15 protein-coding genes, 1 tRNA gene and 2 pseudogenes are annotated in these 16944 nt (G+C 45.6%); 14 read left to right on the top strand and 4 right to left on the bottom strand.

The genetic code is table 11. The features are described from left to right. The first annotated feature begins 81 nt into the window (after positions 1-81). The 5 genes and pseudogenes from thrS (at position 82) to QUA62_RS25110 (ending at position 4632) form a co-directional block, all read left to right on the top strand. Complete coding sequence (gene thrS, locus QUA62_RS25130; protein WP_333407490.1) at positions 82-1911, top strand: threonine--tRNA ligase; 1830 nt, start codon at positions 82-84, stop codon at positions 1909-1911. 161 nt (positions 1912-2072) lie between these two features. Further along, the gene (locus QUA62_RS25125) at positions 2073-2207 is read left to right on the top strand and encodes a DUF4058 family protein (RefSeq protein ID WP_333407489.1); all 135 of its coding nucleotides are present in this window, start codon (positions 2073-2075) and stop codon (positions 2205-2207) included. Between the two features lie 128 nt (positions 2208-2335). After that, on the top strand, positions 2336-2515 hold the full coding sequence (locus tag QUA62_RS25120) for a hypothetical protein (RefSeq protein ID WP_190662632.1): 180 nt from the start codon (positions 2336-2338) through the stop codon (positions 2513-2515). Next, positions 2475-2946: pseudogene (locus QUA62_RS25115) on the top strand (IS1 family transposase); the annotation flags it as partial. The gene QUA62_RS25120 and the pseudogene QUA62_RS25115, both read left to right, overlap by 41 nt. Positions 2947-3318: 372 nt before the next feature. After that, positions 3319-4632, top strand: coding sequence for an aminotransferase class I/II-fold pyridoxal phosphate-dependent enzyme (locus tag QUA62_RS25110; RefSeq protein WP_333407488.1), 1314 nt, complete (start codon positions 3319-3321; stop codon positions 4630-4632). 162 nt (positions 4633-4794) lie between these two features. On the opposite strand, the pseudogene QUA62_RS25105 reads toward QUA62_RS25110, so the two are convergent. Beyond that, positions 4795-5533: pseudogene (locus tag QUA62_RS25105) on the bottom strand (IS1 family transposase). Positions 5534-5644: 111 nt separating this feature from the next. Here QUA62_RS25105 and QUA62_RS25100 point away from each other — a divergent pair. The 7 genes from QUA62_RS25100 (at position 5645) to QUA62_RS25070 (ending at position 10581) form a co-directional block, all read left to right on the top strand. Next, a complete protein-coding gene (locus tag QUA62_RS25100) occupies positions 5645-6046 on the top strand; it encodes a tetratricopeptide repeat protein (protein WP_333407487.1) in 402 nt (133 codons plus the stop codon). Positions 6047-6194: 148 nt separating this feature from the next. After that, the gene (locus tag QUA62_RS25095; protein WP_333407486.1) at positions 6195-6413 is read left to right on the top strand and encodes a DUF3285 domain-containing protein; all 219 of its coding nucleotides are present in this window, start codon (positions 6195-6197) and stop codon (positions 6411-6413) included. A gap of 206 nt (positions 6414-6619) precedes the next feature. Beyond that, positions 6620-7156 carry an rRNA maturation RNase YbeY gene (gene ybeY, locus QUA62_RS25090; protein WP_333407485.1) on the top strand — a complete coding sequence of 179 codons (537 nt, stop codon included), beginning with the start codon at positions 6620-6622 and terminating at the stop codon, positions 7154-7156. 161 nt (positions 7157-7317) lie between these two features. After that, on the top strand, positions 7318-7830 hold the full coding sequence (locus tag QUA62_RS25085) for a diacylglycerol kinase family protein (protein ID WP_190737467.1): 513 nt from the start codon (positions 7318-7320) through the stop codon (positions 7828-7830). A gap of 178 nt (positions 7831-8008) precedes the next feature. Further along, positions 8009-8596 (top strand): glutamine amidotransferase-related protein, encoded by a 588-nt coding sequence (locus QUA62_RS25080; protein WP_190737465.1) that lies wholly within the window; start codon positions 8009-8011, stop codon positions 8594-8596. Positions 8597-8919: 323 nt separating this feature from the next. Beyond that, complete coding sequence (locus QUA62_RS25075; protein WP_333407484.1) at positions 8920-9702, top strand: MBL fold metallo-hydrolase; 783 nt, start codon at positions 8920-8922, stop codon at positions 9700-9702. Between the two features lie 165 nt (positions 9703-9867). After that, on the top strand, positions 9868-10581 hold the full coding sequence (locus QUA62_RS25070) for a fasciclin domain-containing protein (protein WP_333407483.1): 714 nt from the start codon (positions 9868-9870) through the stop codon (positions 10579-10581). Positions 10582-10719: 138 nt separating this feature from the next. On the opposite strand, the gene QUA62_RS25065 is transcribed toward QUA62_RS25070, so the two are convergent. Beyond that, the gene (locus QUA62_RS25065) at positions 10720-11655 is read right to left on the bottom strand and encodes a cobalamin-binding protein (RefSeq protein WP_333283541.1); all 936 of its coding nucleotides are present in this window, start codon (positions 11653-11655) and stop codon (positions 10720-10722) included. 89 nt (positions 11656-11744) lie between these two features. Further along, positions 11745-14417: a phospholipid carrier-dependent glycosyltransferase gene (locus QUA62_RS25060; RefSeq protein WP_333407482.1), complete on the bottom strand. Its 2673-nt coding sequence runs from the start codon at positions 14415-14417 to the stop codon at positions 11745-11747. 133 nt (positions 14418-14550) lie between these two features. Between QUA62_RS25060 and QUA62_RS25055 the strand changes: the two genes are divergently transcribed. Continuing rightward, positions 14551-14623 (top strand) — tRNA-Phe (locus QUA62_RS25055). A gap of 195 nt (positions 14624-14818) precedes the next feature. Here the strand turns inward: QUA62_RS25055 and QUA62_RS25050 are convergent. Continuing rightward, a complete protein-coding gene (locus QUA62_RS25050) occupies positions 14819-16108 on the bottom strand; it encodes an aliphatic sulfonate ABC transporter substrate-binding protein (protein WP_333407481.1) in 1290 nt (429 codons plus the stop codon). Between the two features lie 220 nt (positions 16109-16328). On the opposite strand from QUA62_RS25050, the gene QUA62_RS25045 reads away from it, so the two are divergent. Then, positions 16329-16883 carry a cadmium resistance transporter gene (locus QUA62_RS25045; protein ID WP_333407480.1) on the top strand — a complete coding sequence of 185 codons (555 nt, stop codon included), beginning with the start codon at positions 16329-16331 and terminating at the stop codon, positions 16881-16883. Positions 16884-16944 lie beyond the last annotated feature (61 nt).

Below are 16944 nucleotides of genomic sequence, written 5' to 3'. Positions count from 1 at the left end.
CCCAGCCGGAAGTCGGCGCTTACTGTCCCAATCTTAGTAAGATAGAAGCAACTGCAACTAAATTAATTGCTAATTCAGCCGATGTCTAGCTCACAATCCATGTCCCCTCCAGAAGAGTCCGTTAAGATTGAGTTGCCCCGCACGAGTGAGTCGGAGGCACTAAAAAAAATTCGCCACACCACCTCCCACGTTATGGCGATGGCGGTGCAGAAGTTATTTCCCAAGGCGCAAGTGACGATCGGCCCTTGGATTGAAAACGGTTTCTATTATGACTTTGACACTCCCGAACCTTTTACGGAACAGGATTTAAAAGCCATTAAAAAAGAGATGATCAAAATCATCAACCGTAAATTGCCTGTAATTCGGGAAGAAGTCAGCCGCGAGGAAGCGGAACGCAGAATTAAGGAGATTAACGAACCTTACAAATTAGAAATTTTAGAAGGTTTGATCGAACCAATTACTCTTTACCATGTGGGTGAAGAATGGTGGGATTTGTGCGCTGGGCCTCACTTAGAAAATACCAGTGAGTTGAATCCAAAGGCGATCGAGCTAGAAAGCCTAGCAGGCGCTTACTGGCGCGGCGACGAAACCAAAGCTCAGTTACAGCGCATTTACGGCACTGCTTGGGAAACTCCCGAACAGCTAGCAGCATACAAACACCGCAAAGAAGAAGCATTAAGACGCGATCACCGCAAATTAGGTAAAGAATTAGGCTTATTTATTTTTGCCGATGCGGTGGGCCCGGGTTTGCCTTTGTGGACGCCGAAAGGCACTGTTTTGAGAAGTATTTTAGAAGATTACTTGAAACAAGAACAAATCAAGCGCGGCTATTTGCAAGTAGTGACTCCGCACATTGCCAGAGTGGATTTGTTTAAAATTTCCGGCCACTGGCAGAAATACAAAGAAGATATGTTTCCGCTGATGGCGGAGGATGAGGAAGCTGCAGCAAACGAACAGGGTTTTGTCATGAAACCGATGAACTGCCCTTTTCACATTCAGATTTACAAAAGCGAATTGCGTTCCTATCGCGAATTGCCGATGCGCTTAGCGGAATTCGGCACAGTTTACCGCTACGAACAATCGGGAGAATTGGGCGGTTTAACGCGGGTGCGCGGCTTTACGGTGGATGATTCCCACTTATTTGTCACGCCGGAACAGTTAGATGCTGAATTCTTGAATGTGGTGGATTTGATTCTGTCAGTCTTCAAGAGTCTGCAACTGAAAAACTTTAAAGCGCGTTTGAGTTTCCGCGATCCGAACAATTTAGAGAAATACATCGGTTCCGATGAAGCTTGGGAAAAGGCTCAAGGTGCAATCCGCCGCGCGGTGGAAACTTTGGGAATGAATTATTTTGAGGGAATTGGGGAGGCGGCGTTTTACGGGCCGAAACTCGATTTCATTTTCCAAGATGTCTTGGATAGAGAATGGCAATTAGGAACTGTTCAGGTAGATTACAATTTGCCAGAACGTTTTGATTTGGAATATGTCGCTGAAGACGGCACTCGCAAGCGTCCGGTGATGATTCACCGCGCTCCTTTCGGTTCTTTGGAACGTTTGATCGGGATTTTGATCGAGCAGTATGCGGGCGATTTTCCGCTGTGGTTGGCGCCGATTCAGGTGCGGTTGTTGCCTGTCAGCGCGGAGTTTTTGCCGTTTGCGAAGGAAGTGGCAGCGAAGATGAAGGCGCTCAATATTCGCGCTGAAGCTGATGAGGATAGCGAGCGTTTGGGCAAGTTGATTCGCAATGCTGAGAAGGATAAAATTCCGGTGATGGGTGTTGTGGGTGCGAAGGAAGTTGAGGCGAATAGTTTGAATATTCGGACTCGGGCTTCTGGGGAGTTGGGGGCGATTTCGGTTGATGAAGTGATTGGGAGATTGCAGGCTGCTATTAGCAGTTACGGCGATTTTTAAGCGATTTTAATCGCAGATTTTAGAACGGGCGAGACGCCCGTTCCACGATTCACTTAATGGGCGTCTCTCCCTTCCACGATTCACTTAACGGGCGAGACGCCCGTTCCACAATTAATACAAATGATAAGCTGTTGTGCATTTAATTTTCACAATCCTCTCCGTTGCCTTTGCGTGTAGGTGATGCTGAACCAATTGTAGATTTACAAGCGTTATTAAATGGGGTTTACGATCGCCCCGCCAAGGACTTTAGAATAGATTATATCGCCGTATCAGTTCCCCCGCTGTCCGAAACTTAAGCTGCTGGGGCGGATGTTTTGTTGGAGGAGAGGGGATCGATCGGATGAGAGAGGGATGTTTAAGTGCGATCGCCCGCATATAAATTGCTGAGATATAATTAGATGACGTAGACTGGCAATAAAAAGTAATGGCAGATATTCAAATCAGCGTCGAAGGACAAGATGCAGTTGCTGCTACAGAGGAACTGTTTGCGATTTCTGGCTTGTCGGGAAATTGGGAAACAACCGGGGATGATGAAAAAGAGGGAACTTTAATAATCATCCGCTTACGATCCAGAGACAATTCCAGAAGTAGGAGAACTAGATGAGCTACAAATCTTTATAGGATAAAAAAACAATCTGGGTGTGGACAGCAGTAAATTACTTTAGACGAGGTATTCTAGGATGGGTATTAGGAGACCGAGCGTCCTAAAACGTTTGAACCTTTGTGGGATGTAGTTAGTAGATGGGGATGCTATTTTTATGTGACGGATGGCCCCAAAGTTTATGCAATGTTTATTCCAGAGAGAAACCAAATTATGTACCCAACTTACATGACTTGCTGTTGAAGGTGAAAACACAATATTAAGACACTATCTGGCTCGCTTAAAACGAAAGAGTTTTTGTTATTCTGGCAGCCGAACAAATGCTCAGATATCCAATTAAGCTACTTATTCATTATCTCACGTTTAATGATGTTCGCCTTCCCTATTCAATTAATTATTTCGATCGAGCATTACTCACCGCACGCGATTGCTAAACCATACCCCTATTCAGCAACGCCGGGATTGGTTTGTGTGGACGGTGTAGGGTACTGGGTTCTACGGCTGATGCGTTACAAATTGTTGCGAAATGATGCCGTAATGCAGTAAAGAGTGAGAGAGTTGGTAGTGGTGCACGATCATGTTAAACTAATAAAATAATATCAATACTCCTGAGTATATATGAGTATCACTTGTTTAAGATGTCCTGCGGGGAAAATTATTAAAGACGCTCATACTTATGGTAAACAAGTGGTAAAAAAGGATATAAATGTCAAGAATGTGGGCGACGGTATTTTGTCCATGAGTATAATTTATCGTTAAGGCGAGTTCCGTGACCTGCAATTACTATACACTACTACCCAATTACTATGTACGACAAAAATAATCCAAATAAGCTCATGCCAGATCCAACAAGTGAAGGGAAGACTCACTTTATCTCACCACGGTTACTAAAGTTATTAAGTTACCAGACCCCTATAAGACAATTCTTTACCCAAGCGACCTATATGAGTCGCCGAACTGAGCCGGGAAGTATTGATTTTACTATCGGTGATGCCCATGAAATACCACCTCCAGGGTTTGTAGAAGCCTTACAGCGTTGGAGTGTACCGCAAAATCAAGGGTGGTATGGCTACAAGGGAAATATTCCACAATCACGGATCACTGTATCCGCTGCTCTTCAGGATAAACGCGGACTTTCTATATTGCCTGAAGATATTTTTATGACCAATGGTACTGTAGTTGGTTTGGCGATTTGTCTGCAAATGTTAGCTGGTGAGGGAGATGAGGTAATTATTTTGACTCCACCCTGGTTAGGTTATAGGAGTATGGTGCATTTTACCGGTGCGGTTCCGGTGGGTGTGCCTGTGGATACAAACACCTTTGATATGGATTTGCAGGCGATCGCATCTGCAATTACAGAACGGACTCGAGCAATCATTATCAATTCACCCCACAACCCTACAGGTAAGCTTTTTTCAGCTAGTACCCTGGAGGGTTTGAGTGGTATACTTAACGAGGCTTCTAAGCACTATGGCAAGCCTATTTATATTATTTCCGATGAAACCTTCAGCCGCATTGTTTTCGACAACCAAACTTGTCCCAGCCCTACTCAGTTTTACCCATTTTCTTTCTTAGTATATGGTTATAGTAAGACTTTAATGGCACCCGGTCAACGTATAGGGTATATTGCTTTACCTCCCACTATGCCTAATCGGGAAGAAATAAGACGAATCATTGCTTTCCTACAACAAACTCCTTTTGGTTGGTGTTATCCTAGTGTGCTCATGCAGTATGCCTTAGGAGACTTAGAGCAACTCAACATAAATATCGAGCATTTACAAAACAAGCGAGATGGGATGGTAAAGGCACTGCGGGATATGGGTTACACCATGTATAACCCTGATGGGACGTTCTTCCTCTTGGTGCAATCACCTTGGGAGGATGACCTTGCTTTTGCGGAGTTATTAGCAAGTCAAGATATATTTGTTTTACCAGGAACTCCCCAGGAAATACCCGGTTACTTCCGAATTTCCCTTACTGCCAACGAAGAAATGATTTCGCGTTCTCTACCCAAATTCCAAGCTGCGATGGAATACGCTGTTGCTAACCCACTTGCTGACCCCTCTTCTGTCACTAAGCGGCAGAGTATAATAGAACAAAATCTCTCAAACCAGAGCTAGGTCTATGGTTAACCCTCGCCAAGCTAATTCAACCTTGAAATTGATTGATGAGTATTGTCGCTATTACAGAAATCTGTTTTCAGAAGTCAGAAGCTTCAAAGCTTTTACACACCTTCATGCTGGTATAATTTCTCATATGGCGTTGCGGAATTGGGGTATGGTTTAGCGATCGCGTGCGGTGACTAATGCTCGCTCGAAATAATTAATTGAATAGGGAAGGGGAACATCATTAAACGTGAGATAATGAATAAGTAGTTTAATTGAAGATATGAGCATTTGTTCTGCTGCCAGAATAACAAAAAGTCTTTCGTTTTAAGCGAGCCAGATAGTGTCTTAATCTTGTGTTTTCACCTTCAACCGCAAGTCATGTAAGTTGGGCACATAATTTGGTTTCTCTCTGGAATAAACATTGCATAAACTTTCGGGCCATCCGTCACATAAAAATAGCATCCCCATCTACTAACTACATCCCACAAAGGTTCAAACGTTTGAGGACGCTCGGTCTCCTAATACCCATCCTAGAATACCTGGTCTAAAGTAATCTACTGCTGTCTACACCCAGATTGTGTTTTTTTTATCCGACAAAGGTTTGTAGCTCATCTAGTTCTCCTACTTCTGGAATTGTCTCTAGATCGTAAGCGGATGGTAGCAGCTTTCCAACTTGCTTGAGCCAATTAATTATTGTCGTGTGATGCAGGTCTTTGACTCTCTTGCTCGCACGAAAACCCATCCCATTGACATATATCTTTAGGTATTCATATTTAACTTCTTGCGCGTAACACTGGTGGGTTTGATAGCCATCTCTAAATTGCCTGCCACAGTCAACACAAATATAATTTTGCTTGCCTTTCTTCGGCGCATTTTTATTAACATGAGTTGACTTATATTCAGGACATTTCATTGGCTTTGACTTTCAGTTAATTGGTTTTTGTGAATCCCTCACTCGCTCTATCGTACCTCAATTCAACAACGCCAGGAAAAGATTGGCAATGTTCAAGGGAAAGCTGCTACTTTGCACCAACTAGCAGGAATTTATGCCCATCAAGGGGAAGTAGCCAAGGCGATCGCATTTTATGAACAATCTCTGGAACTTCAGGAAAAGATTGGCAATGTTCAAGGGAAAGCTGCTACTTTGCACCAACTAGCAGGAATTTATGCCAATCAAGGGGAAGTAGCAAAGGCGATCGCACTTTATGAAGAATCTCTCGAACTTAAGGAAAAGATTGGCGATGTTCGAGGAAAAGCTGCTAGTTTCGCAATGTTAGGACAGTTGTTAGCAGATAAGAAGGGAGATTTTGACAAAGCCTTGAATTATTTACAGGAATCTTTGGACATTTTGCAGCATTTGCGATCGCCCGACGCGGAGACAGTGAGGCGAATTATTGCTGAAGTTCAGCGGATGGCTGATGGCTGAAGAAAGTTTAGCCCGATTCTCTGCCGCCCGAAACCAGCCTGCGGCAATCTGAAATCTAAAAACTCCTACACAAAACGTTACATATTTGTTACCATCGGGACGAGCCTATCCTCGGCAGCCTCTCTATTAACCTTCTAAACTAACCACTATGAGTCAACCTCCCTCAGCAATTCCCGCCTCCGAAGAGTCCGCCGAAACCCCCACAGCGCCGACAAACAATGCACCTCCACCTAGTTATGTCAAACTGGCGATGCGGAACATGGTTCGCAAGCGGGCGACTTCTCTGTTTCATTTTGCTTTGACAGCGGCGGGACTTTTAGGCGTACTCGTCGGTTTGGCTTTTCTCGATCACTATTTCAATTCTTAATCGAGGATTCCAACAATCAGCCTCTAATTTCTGCTGATGTTTTTGATCTTTCTTAATCGGGAGTTAAGCTGATTGTTCTGCCTGCCTATTGCAATCTCTAACAGATTACTGTATCTTTCCAGCAACAGCAAAATCCCCTGCCGTTCGATCGCGCAATTGGAATTTGTAAAAAAATTGAATATATCCCTTGACAGGAGAGCAAAAAAATGTTAATTGAGGTGAACGTCGAAGACTGTTACGGGCTCGCCCAGCAATCAGCCGACGCTTCCAACCTCCCTGAGAGTGCAGCCAGCGGGGAGATTTTAGCCGAAACCTGGGAAAATTGGTTTAGCGTTTGGCTGGAAAACCAGGAGGCAGATGTGCCAGTGGCTCCAGGCTACGAAGTCAGTCTGCGTTTAACCGCCGATCCAGAGATGCAAGCCCTCAACCTCCAGTACCGCCAGCTCGATCGATCGACCGATGTACTAGCTTTCGCAGCTTTAGAGGTAGACTGTCCTCAGTTAGAGGAAATGCAGTCATCTGAACCCCTATACTTGGGTGATATCGTCATCTCGATCGATACAGCTAACCGACAAGCCCAGCAGCAAGGACATCCCCTGAAGACCGAACTAGCTTGGCTCGCAGCCCACGGTTTTCTGCATCTTTTGGGCTGGGATCACCCAGATGAAGAAAGTCTGACTCAAATGCTCGATCGACAAGAAAAATTGCTGCAGGCGATCGGTCTTACGATCCAAACAGCATAACTGAAGTTGATGGTTATTTAACAAATCAGGTCAAGCCCAACATAACTTTCTGAAATTAAACAAAAACTTTAGTAAAAACTTAGAAAAGTTATCTAGACTTGATCAAGTTAATTTGAAAAGTTTAGCTTTCATTCATCTCTGTAAATTAAAGTTGGTTCTTTATGACACTAGATAGACCCTCAATTTCATCACCAATCGCACAGTTTCTGCCCATGCCTCAAGACTCTTCTAGCCAGACAGTCCACGAGCCTAAAAAAGCCTTGAAATACAATCGAGAGCTGTCCTGGAAAATCGCATCTAGCTTAGCTACGAGTTTTAGATACGCTTGGGGGGGTCTGAGTTATGCTTTTGAAACTCAGCGCAATTTTCGGATTCACACTGTTATTGGCACTTTGGCGATCGGACTCGGGCTATTTTTGCAACTCAAACCTGTAGAAATATCTGTGATCGGCGTCACCATTGGCATAGTTTTAGCCATGGAACTGTTGAATACGGCGATCGAATCGGTGGTAGACTTGACAGTCGGGCAATCTTACCACGAACTAGCCAAAATTGCCAAAGACTGCGGTGCGGGAGCGGTTCTGGTATCGGCAATGGCTGCGATCATAGTCGGTGCTGCACTTCTGCTGCCTCCTTTGTGGGCAGTCGTTCAAATTGCGATCGCCCGTCAGTAACTTATTGGGCGATGGCAAATTTTAGGTTTTAGATGACCAATTTGAGATTTTTAGTTTTATTCGTCTATATTGCAGCTATTTTTATCTTCGGCATCTATCTAAAATCTTGAAACCCTTGCTTTCAGGGAGCGAGTCAATCTAAAATCTAAAATCTAAAACCTAAAATCTAACTTAACCCGTGATTATAGTCATCGATAACTACGACAGCTTTACATACAATTTGGTACAGTATCTAGGAGAACTAGGTGCTGAGTTGCCCGTAGCAAGCGAAGTGCAAGTCTACCGCAACGACCAAATTTCTTTAGCAGAAATTCGCCAATTGCAGCCTGCAGCAGTGGTGATTTCTCCAGGCCCGGGGCGGCCGGAAGATGCGGGAATTTCTCTGGAATTAATCAAAGAATTGGGCCCGACTTTACCAATTTTAGGCGTGTGCCTCGGACATCAAAGTATCGGTCAAGTATTCGGTGGCAAAATTGTTTCTGCGCCCGTGTTGATGCACGGCAAAACTTCTCAGGTAGAACACGCAGGAGTCGGAGTTTTTCAGGGCGTGGAATCGCCGATGATTGCAACTCGCTATCACAGTTTGGTAATTGAAAAGCAGAGTTGTCCAGAAGTGTTAGAAATTACGGCTTGGGTTGAAGACGGAACTATTATGGGTGTGCGGCACCGGGAATATCCGCACATTGAAGGTGTACAATTTCACCCGGAAAGTATTTTGACGACTTCGGGAAAGCAATTATTGCGAAATTTCTTGGCGCGGCTTTAGTTGGGTGGTGAATTGTGAGTTTTTGTGTGCATCTTTCGGGTGCGGAATCCACACCTGAGTGTTCAAATTATCTAGATTTTTAGAGTGGGCCTTGCGAACTTTACGGTAAAACTAGGGTGCACATTTTCGCATCTCAACGGCCCACAAAAGGACACAAGCCCCCGAAAATCGTCGCGGTGAACCCCAAATTTTAGACGAAAGTTCCATATCCCAGATTCATCTGTGGAGTAAATCTAAAATCTAAAATCTAAAATCTAAAATCGACTGACGGTGTTTTGTGGTATAACAACAAACGACCAACACCCGATAACCGCAACCACAAGATGAAACGGCGACAATTAATACGTTACGCACAGACGGGTTTGCTAGCAGCTTTCTTCACTGGTTTGCCATCTGGATGGGAAAGCTATCAAGCTCAAACTGCTGATTCTTTGTCGGTTCAGTGGTTGGGCCACACTTGCTTCTTGTTCTCCGGAGGCGGTGCGAGGGTGCTGGTGAATCCTTTTCGCCCCCTGGGCTGTACCGCAGGCTATCGCTCTCCTAAAGTGCCAACAGATTTGATTCTGATTAGCAGCCGGTTGCTCGATGAAGGGGCGATCGACGGATTTGCCGGCAATCCCGGCCTTTTGTACGAGCCTGGGGCTTACAGGTCTAACGGGCTGCGGATTCAAGGGATTCGGACGGAAAAAGACCGTGAGGGAGGAAGGCGATTTGGGGTCAATGTGGCTTGGCTGTGGCAGCAAGCGGGCGTTAAGATTTTACACTTGGGCGGAGTGGCTGGCCCGATCGGCATTGAAGAGCAAATCTTGATCGGGCGGCCCGATGTAGTGCTGATTCCCGTAGGCGGCGGGGCGAAAGCTTACACTCCGGCGGAAGCGAAGCAAACTTTGCAGCTTCTCAAACCGAAGATGGTGATTCCGACACATTTCAAAACCCAAGCCGCCGATACTGCTGCGTGCGATTTAGTGCCGCTAGATGAATTCTTGGCGCTGATGGATGGTACGCCGGTGCGCCGATTGAATAATGACACGATTTCGATCAAAGCTGCTGACTTACCCCAAACTGGTTCGGTGATTGAGGTTTTGAGTTACAGATTTAGCGGTTGATGCCCGATTGCTCAGCTTGCGTTATAGTAAGGAAGTTTTGTTCGATCGGGGATGCAAGAGAAATTTCTCTCTACCTTAGCCTCTGGCAACCTTGCTTTTTGTCGAGATTTGGCTAACATAACAATTCATGTTCACTGTTTTATCTCCTAAGGAAATGCAAGCGCAATGAAAAATCAAAATTTACCTAGCTGGATGAAACAACTGACAGGTTTCGCAGGAGTAATCGGCGCTAGCGCGTTGATTGGTTTCCCGGCTTGGGCTCACATCACCTCCAACACCAATGTTGCTAATGCAACTCAAACTTCACAAGTTGCAGGAAAAGTGAAAACCGCTGCATCACCGGCACCAACTGGCGCTACACAGGCACCAACTGGGGCTACACAGGCACCAACTGGCGCTACACAGGCACCAACTCGCACTTCACCGCCACCAACTGGCGCTTCACCGGCACCAACTTCCGCTGCTAAGGATATTGTTGCTATTGCATCGGGCGACCCTCAATTCAAGACGCTGACAAAGGCTTTGGGAGCAGCAGACTTGGTTGCAACTTTACAAAGAAAAGGCCCTTTCACTGTTTTTGCACCGACAGACGCGGCATTTGCTGCTTTGCCAGAAGGAACTGTGGAGAATTTGCTCAAACCGGAAAACAAAGCCCAACTTACTAAGATTTTAGCTTACCACGTTGTTCCTGGTTCGGTTGTATCTACTAGCCTGAAATCCGGCGATGTTAAAAGTGTTGAAGGCAGCTCGCTGAAGGTGGCAGTTAGCACAGGCAAAGTTACTGTCGGCGGCGCTAATGTTGTGAAAGCTGATATCAAAGCTAGCAACGGCGTTATTCACGTAATTGACAAGGTGCTGATGCCCCCTGATGCGAAGTAAGACTAGCGGTTTTTGCATCAATTGATGTCAGATTCGGTTAAATGAAGGCGAAGTAAGGACACAACAATGTTGTGTCCTTATTTGTATGGCAGACAATTCAGAATTAATACAGATAAAGCTTTAGCTAGCTGCGGGTACTTACAAAAATGGCTGCCAACCCTTACCCCGATAGCCAAAATCGAAGATTTCGGGATGGAGAATTTCTGCTAAAATTTCTAACGAATCAACCAATCTCGGCCCCGGTCGATTAAAGTAAGAATTGCCGTCAGTTATGTAAACTTTCCCCGTTTTTACGGCTTGCAAATTAAGCCATTCTGCGTATTTAGTTATCTGCATTGCTTCGCTGCGAGTGCGGTTTAAATCAAAGCCGCAAGGCATGAAAATAATTACATCGGGATTAGCTTCTACTAGCGATTCCCATTTTAACCAAGGGGAATGTTCCCCGACAATTCCAAATAGCGAATTGCCTCCCGCCATTGCCACTAATTCGGGAATCCAGTTACCCGCAGCCATCAAAGGCTCAATCCATTCGATGCAAGCTACTTTGGGAAGTCTCTCTTTTGTGCTAATAATAGATGAGGCTTGTGTTTTCGAGGTAATAGCATCGATGCGGGATTGCAAAAGGTCGATCGCACTTTTGCCATCTACCCCCAAAGCATCAGCAACTCGCTGAATATCCGTCCAGATTTCTGCTAGCAGATTCGGCTGCAAAGAAATAATTTCCGGCTTGCTATTTACCAGCGTGCTTACTGCTTGTTCAACCTCTGTTAGAGAACAAGCGCAGACTTCACATTGAGCTTGAGTAATAATGTGAGTCGGCTGCAATTTTTCCAAAGTATCTATTTCTACTTTATAGACACTGAGCGCATTTTGCAACAATTCTGTCACGCGGTTGTGAATTTCGCTGCTAGTTCCTTCGGGATTGAATTTAGGCTGAGTGCAAACAGGTAAATTTTGAATTTCTGGGGGATAATCGCATTCGTGGGAACGGCCCACAATTGCATCGGTTAATCCTAAAACTGCTACAATTTCAGTGGCACTGGGAATTAGAGAAACAATTCTGAGTTGGTTCATTGGTTTTCTGTTTTTTACAGATTTATAAGCACAGGAGTTACAGATTTAGAAGCACAGGCGGGACGCCCGTGCCACAATAAAAGGGATTGTTAAACTTTCAACTTTTTTAAGAATTGCAAATCTTGCCATGCTTGAATGAGATTACCTTGCATCAGAGCCGCTACACCGTTTAAAACTCTAATTTCCGGTAGGTTGGAGTTGAGAGCGAGAGCTGGTTTTAATGCTGTTTGAGCAGCTTTGGGATGCCAGCCGTACAGGTGTACGAAAGCGAGATAGGCGTAAGCGTAAGGGTTTTTTGAGTCGAGTTGGGTGACTTTTTCTAAGGCTGCGATCGCACTTTTGACATTCTGCTGCAATACCCGAGAAAATGCCAAAGCATAAGCCAATTCTAGATTATTTGGTTCCTGCTGCAACCGATATTCTAACGCTTGTTCCGCTTGCACAGTATAATCTTGAATTGGATCGTACTGATTGATGCGCCCAATCTGCTCGAACACAGGTTCTAAACCTGGCAATCCTTTCGGTAAATTAACCGCCATCGCCCGCAATTGAGTCACCAAATCTAACTCAGGCTTATCTTTATTATCCTCGTTTCCCGGCTCTGCCTGAGAACGCATACCCAGAGGCTCTGCCTCGATCTTAACACTAATTGCCGGCACATTAATCGGATAAGTTTCGCCGGTTTTCCGATTTAGATAAGTAGCTTGCAGATTGTAAGTTCCCGGTGCAATATTAGCAGGAGGAAGCATCGCCGTGCGCTCGACAACTCGAAACCCCACAGCAAATTTATCCGCTTCCAGCATCCCCGGATGCAAAGTCGCCTGGCCGATCGCGCGATCGTGTAAAATCCTGAAAGTCTGTCCCGGTGGGATATCGCCAGACTGCTGATTTTCCCACGTTACCAACACTAAACCAGACTGCAACTGCTGCCAAGGCCCAGACCAAGTATAAGTAACCGGCAGCGCGACTCCGGGAACTGCTTGTGCAGCGACAGTAACTCGATCTAATTGTACTTGCGATCGCGCTTCATTCAACGGCTGTATTTCGACAGGCTGCACTCGCTTGCGATAAAGATTTAAATTAGTATAATCTGGCAAAATCCAAGTTTTTTCTAACTGAAAGTTATCACCTTTTTCAATGGCGGTTACGGCGGCATTTTGAGCTTGTTTAATACGTTCGCGAATCGAACCTTGCGGGCCGCTTTTAGTTACGAACCAAGAGATCGATCGCACATCTTGCGGCACTTCTTTTAAATTCGTTCCCACCTGCCGCCCGTAAACCTGAAAATTAGCCAAAGCACCGTAAAAGTTCAAATTATGCTGGTTAATTTCCGGCGTCGAAGGCAACACGCCTAAAGTAGATTGCAAATAAGGTTCCCTATCAATAATTTCTGCAATTACCTCACGGTGCGGCCACTCTTTGCCCAAGTAAGGATAGTGAGAATTGCCGGGACTGATAATTTGGACTAAGCTATTTCCAAAAGCACCTCCCAGCGGCCACAAATGGAACAGCATCGCCAGAATTGCCAAGCCAATTGTACCCCAGCGAATTTGTCGTCCCCACCGAGAAGGCCACAGCGTTAAACAGTAGGCTAAGAAAATAGATAAAACTGGCAAATAAGGTATCACATATCTGTCGTCTTTGTTGATATTTAGAGAATTAATTAAATAAGCTCCTCCCCAGAAAACAGCCAGCCACCGACAGGAGTTGAGATGCAAGATTGACGAACTATCTTGGCGACGACGCCAATAAAGTATTAATCCTACTAAGGGAACAAGTAACAGAGGCCAAGAAACGTGTTCGGGTAAGTGTTGACCGTAGTAAATCCAAGCGTCGATCGTATTGAGGGCCGGATCTCCTTCGGCGATCGCAGAATCCAGCGTTGCCCGTTTTCCCCCGGTCAAAATTAACAGCCAATTGGTTTTCGCCCACGGCCCAAACACCGCCACCGACAGCAACAGAGCACCAGTTAATTGACCTAATCTCCCCCAAGCTTTTTGGCGCACAGCACCCACAGCCAACCAGACAATGGGGGTAAATAGAAATAATACGGTAGTGTGTTTAACTAATATTGATAAGCCGAGAGAAATACCAAAGGCGATCGCCCAAAAGAAAGATGACGCGGAGAGTGGGGGAGTGTGGGAGGGGGAGAATTTATACTTTTCCTTTGTTCGTTCCTCCAACTGAGTTCTATCGGTTACATCCGTTAAATCCGTTGCCGAACTTCCTTCTTCCTTCTTCCTTCTTCCTTCAGAAGCCTTCCACATTGTCAGACAATAGAAAGCAAAAGTAATCGCAGCAGTGAGGGGATAGTCGAGTAAAAATTGCAAGCGGAACCGATAAAGTCCCGGTAACAAAACGCAAATTGCAGCGGCCCACAAACCGACTTGCCTGTTAAAGAGTTGGACGCCCAGACTGTAGACTGAGGCGAGGAGAATTGCACTAAATAATAGATGAACGAGGGTTGCCCGATCGCCCCCAGTACCGAAAACCTGAAGAAACGGAACCGTTAAGATGTATGCCAAGGGCGGAATTTTCGTCGAAAGCAGCCAGAAGTTTGTCCACCACTCCCCGGAAAACCACTGAGGATGCTGCAACGCCTGCAAGTATTTCAGGGTGCTAGTCAGGTAGTCTGCTTGATCCCACGCCGGGACAGATCGATCGAGGGCAAACCAGAGGCGATCGCTAATTGCCCCCAGCAGCCAAATTATGCCCAAGACAAGCAGACTCTTGCCCTCGCTGTCCCGATGTTGCTGTGCCATTGCGATTCTTGGATTTTAGGTTGCAGCTTTTAGCTTACAGGCGGGCGGTTCCGGGCGATCGAAAAATTAATTTGAAAAAGTGCTTGCTAAATTTTGTATGTGTCTGCTAAGATAGTAAAGCGCGAAAAAACAAGCCGGGATAGCTCAGTTGGTAGAGCAGTGGACTGAAAATCCACGTGTCACGAGTTCAAGTCTCGTTCCTGGCATCGCAAAGCCCTCACAAAGTTGAGGGTTTTTTTTTAGGAAAAATGCGGGCAATGCAGCTAATCAAGATGTAGGTTTGCCGGTGGGGGGGTGACAACCCCGCCGGAAATCCAGGGAGAGCTAATATTTGACCGACTTGTGCTAAAAAAAACATAGGTCATATCAGACAAAAATTACACTCGAGTATAATTGTCAGATTAATAAGTCCAGTTTTGCTTGGTCTGCAAGCTATAGGTTCCATCTTTCACATTCACCCGCTCAGGAATCAGATCTAAATCTTTAAACATATTTGCCTGGTGCTGTAGGGCCGTGAGCGATTGGTCGTCGATCGGGATAATAGCGCGTTCGGCACTACGTTGCTGTAAAATTTCTACAATGGATGGATCTATTTCATGGTGCTCTGCCAATCGCACCGTAGCTTCTAATTCCTGTTTCTTAGCCCAAGCTCCCGCTTCATTTACCTCTTCTAAAATCACCTTGAGCAAGTCGGGATAGTCGCGTACCAACTCTGGAATTGCATAGTAATAGGTCGGAACTTCTAAAGAGGCTTTGTCACCAAAGATGCTCTCTAAGTCTGCAATCGAGCGCCCTGGATAAGCACTTCGGGCTTGAGTTGTCGTGTAGGGAACCCAAATCACCCAAGCATCGACCTCACCCGCGCGGAATAGGGGTAGCGCCTGTGGCTGGGTCAGATAAATTGGTTCAATGTCACTAAACTCTAGCCCCACTTTTGCCAATGCTCGCACAAGTATGTAATGGGCGCTTGAGCCTTTGTCAAAAACAATCTTCTTACCCTTCAGGTCGGCCAGCGTCTGAATCGGAGAGTCTTCTGGTACCAGAATCGCTTGACCTTTAGGAGCGGTATATTTTTCTTTAGCCACTCGCACAAATACATGATCCGCTGCTTGCGAGAAGATGCTGGCCGTACCACCGCCGCCGCAGAAATCGATCGTCCCATTGCTTAATGCTTCTATCAAAGCAGAAGCTGATAAGAAGCTTGTCCAAGTCACACTCAGCCCAAATGGTCGCAAACGGCTTTCGAGCCAACCTTTAGCACGCAGGACTTCCAGATTTGTCATACCCTCTGGATAACCGATTTTGAGTTGCTTGAGCCGCCGCGCTTGCTCAGCTAAGGGTGTGTTGCCCGAATGAGCAGAACGGTTAGAAAACCAGCGATCCAAAACTACACAGAAAAGTATGCCCCCCACAAACAGTCCCACCGTTTCCAGTAACCGGATTGTTGATTCTTTAGGCAATTTGACCTGATTTACCTGACTGACTAGAGGGGAGAGTACATTGCCAGAGGCAGAAGCGGCAACAGCATGACTGTCAAAAGCCAGACTCAAAACTAAAATCGAGACCAGGCCGATACAAAACAGACCTGCAAACCGATAGGCTGCGGATCTACGAGTGGCCGACGAACTGAGCGACCGTAAGATATGTTGACCTGCGCCTCTAGGCAGAAGGTCAATCAAACGGCTAATCATAATGACTCCTTTGATAAACACAGGTGATGGACGCTGGATGAGCTGAAGATGGGGGATCGAGTCAAAGCACCGCTTGATACGGATAAACTACCAAATTTGCTTGCTCGTTACACCCAATATGCGATACTCACATTATCATATCGAGATTGTGGGGGTTTGCCACAACGATTGAGAAATCGGTAGTTTCGGCGATCGGATAGGTATTGAGTGAGAGATGGTAATGGATTGGTTAATTGCAACAATTAAGATCGGACTGGCTGTTGCTGTCGCAACAACGTTTGACGACAACATTTATCTGACGGCCTTCTTCAGTGAGGTTAATCGTACTTTTCGTCCTCAACATATTGTGGTTGGTGAGCTTCTAGGGTTCACGGTATTGGTGATGATAAGTTTAGTTGGTTTCTTGCTGGGGCTAGCAATTCCCTCAACTTGGACGGGGCTACTGGGGATTCTGCCGATACTGATTGGCTTGAATAATTTACTCAACCTTAACAAGGATGATTCAGCCGAAGATAAGTCAGATAATCTGAAAAGAAACTCTAAATTTCGCGGATTTGATTCTCGGCAGCGATCGCTCTGGGAAATAATTCGCGATCCGCAGACTTATCGTGTTTCCGCAGTCACGATTTCTAACGGTGGTAACAATCTTGGCATCTATATTCCCCTATTTGCTAGTAGCAGCATTCAAAATCTGGCTGTAATCGTACCGATTTGCTATTTTTTTATTTGCTGCTGGCTGTTTATGTCCTATACTCTGACGGTATCGGCTCAATAAGTAGGGGGAGCAGTTATTCTAGTTGCCAAGACAAGCCCAAGGGATGAAGAGAAGATGTTTC

Source organism: Microcoleus sp. MON1_C1 (genome assembly GCF_036701945.1).
Classification (GTDB): Bacteria; Cyanobacteriota; Cyanobacteriia; order Cyanobacteriales; family Microcoleaceae; genus Microcoleus.
Note: the sequence above shows the minus strand (reverse complement) of the source record. Positions and strands in the feature narration are given on the sequence as shown.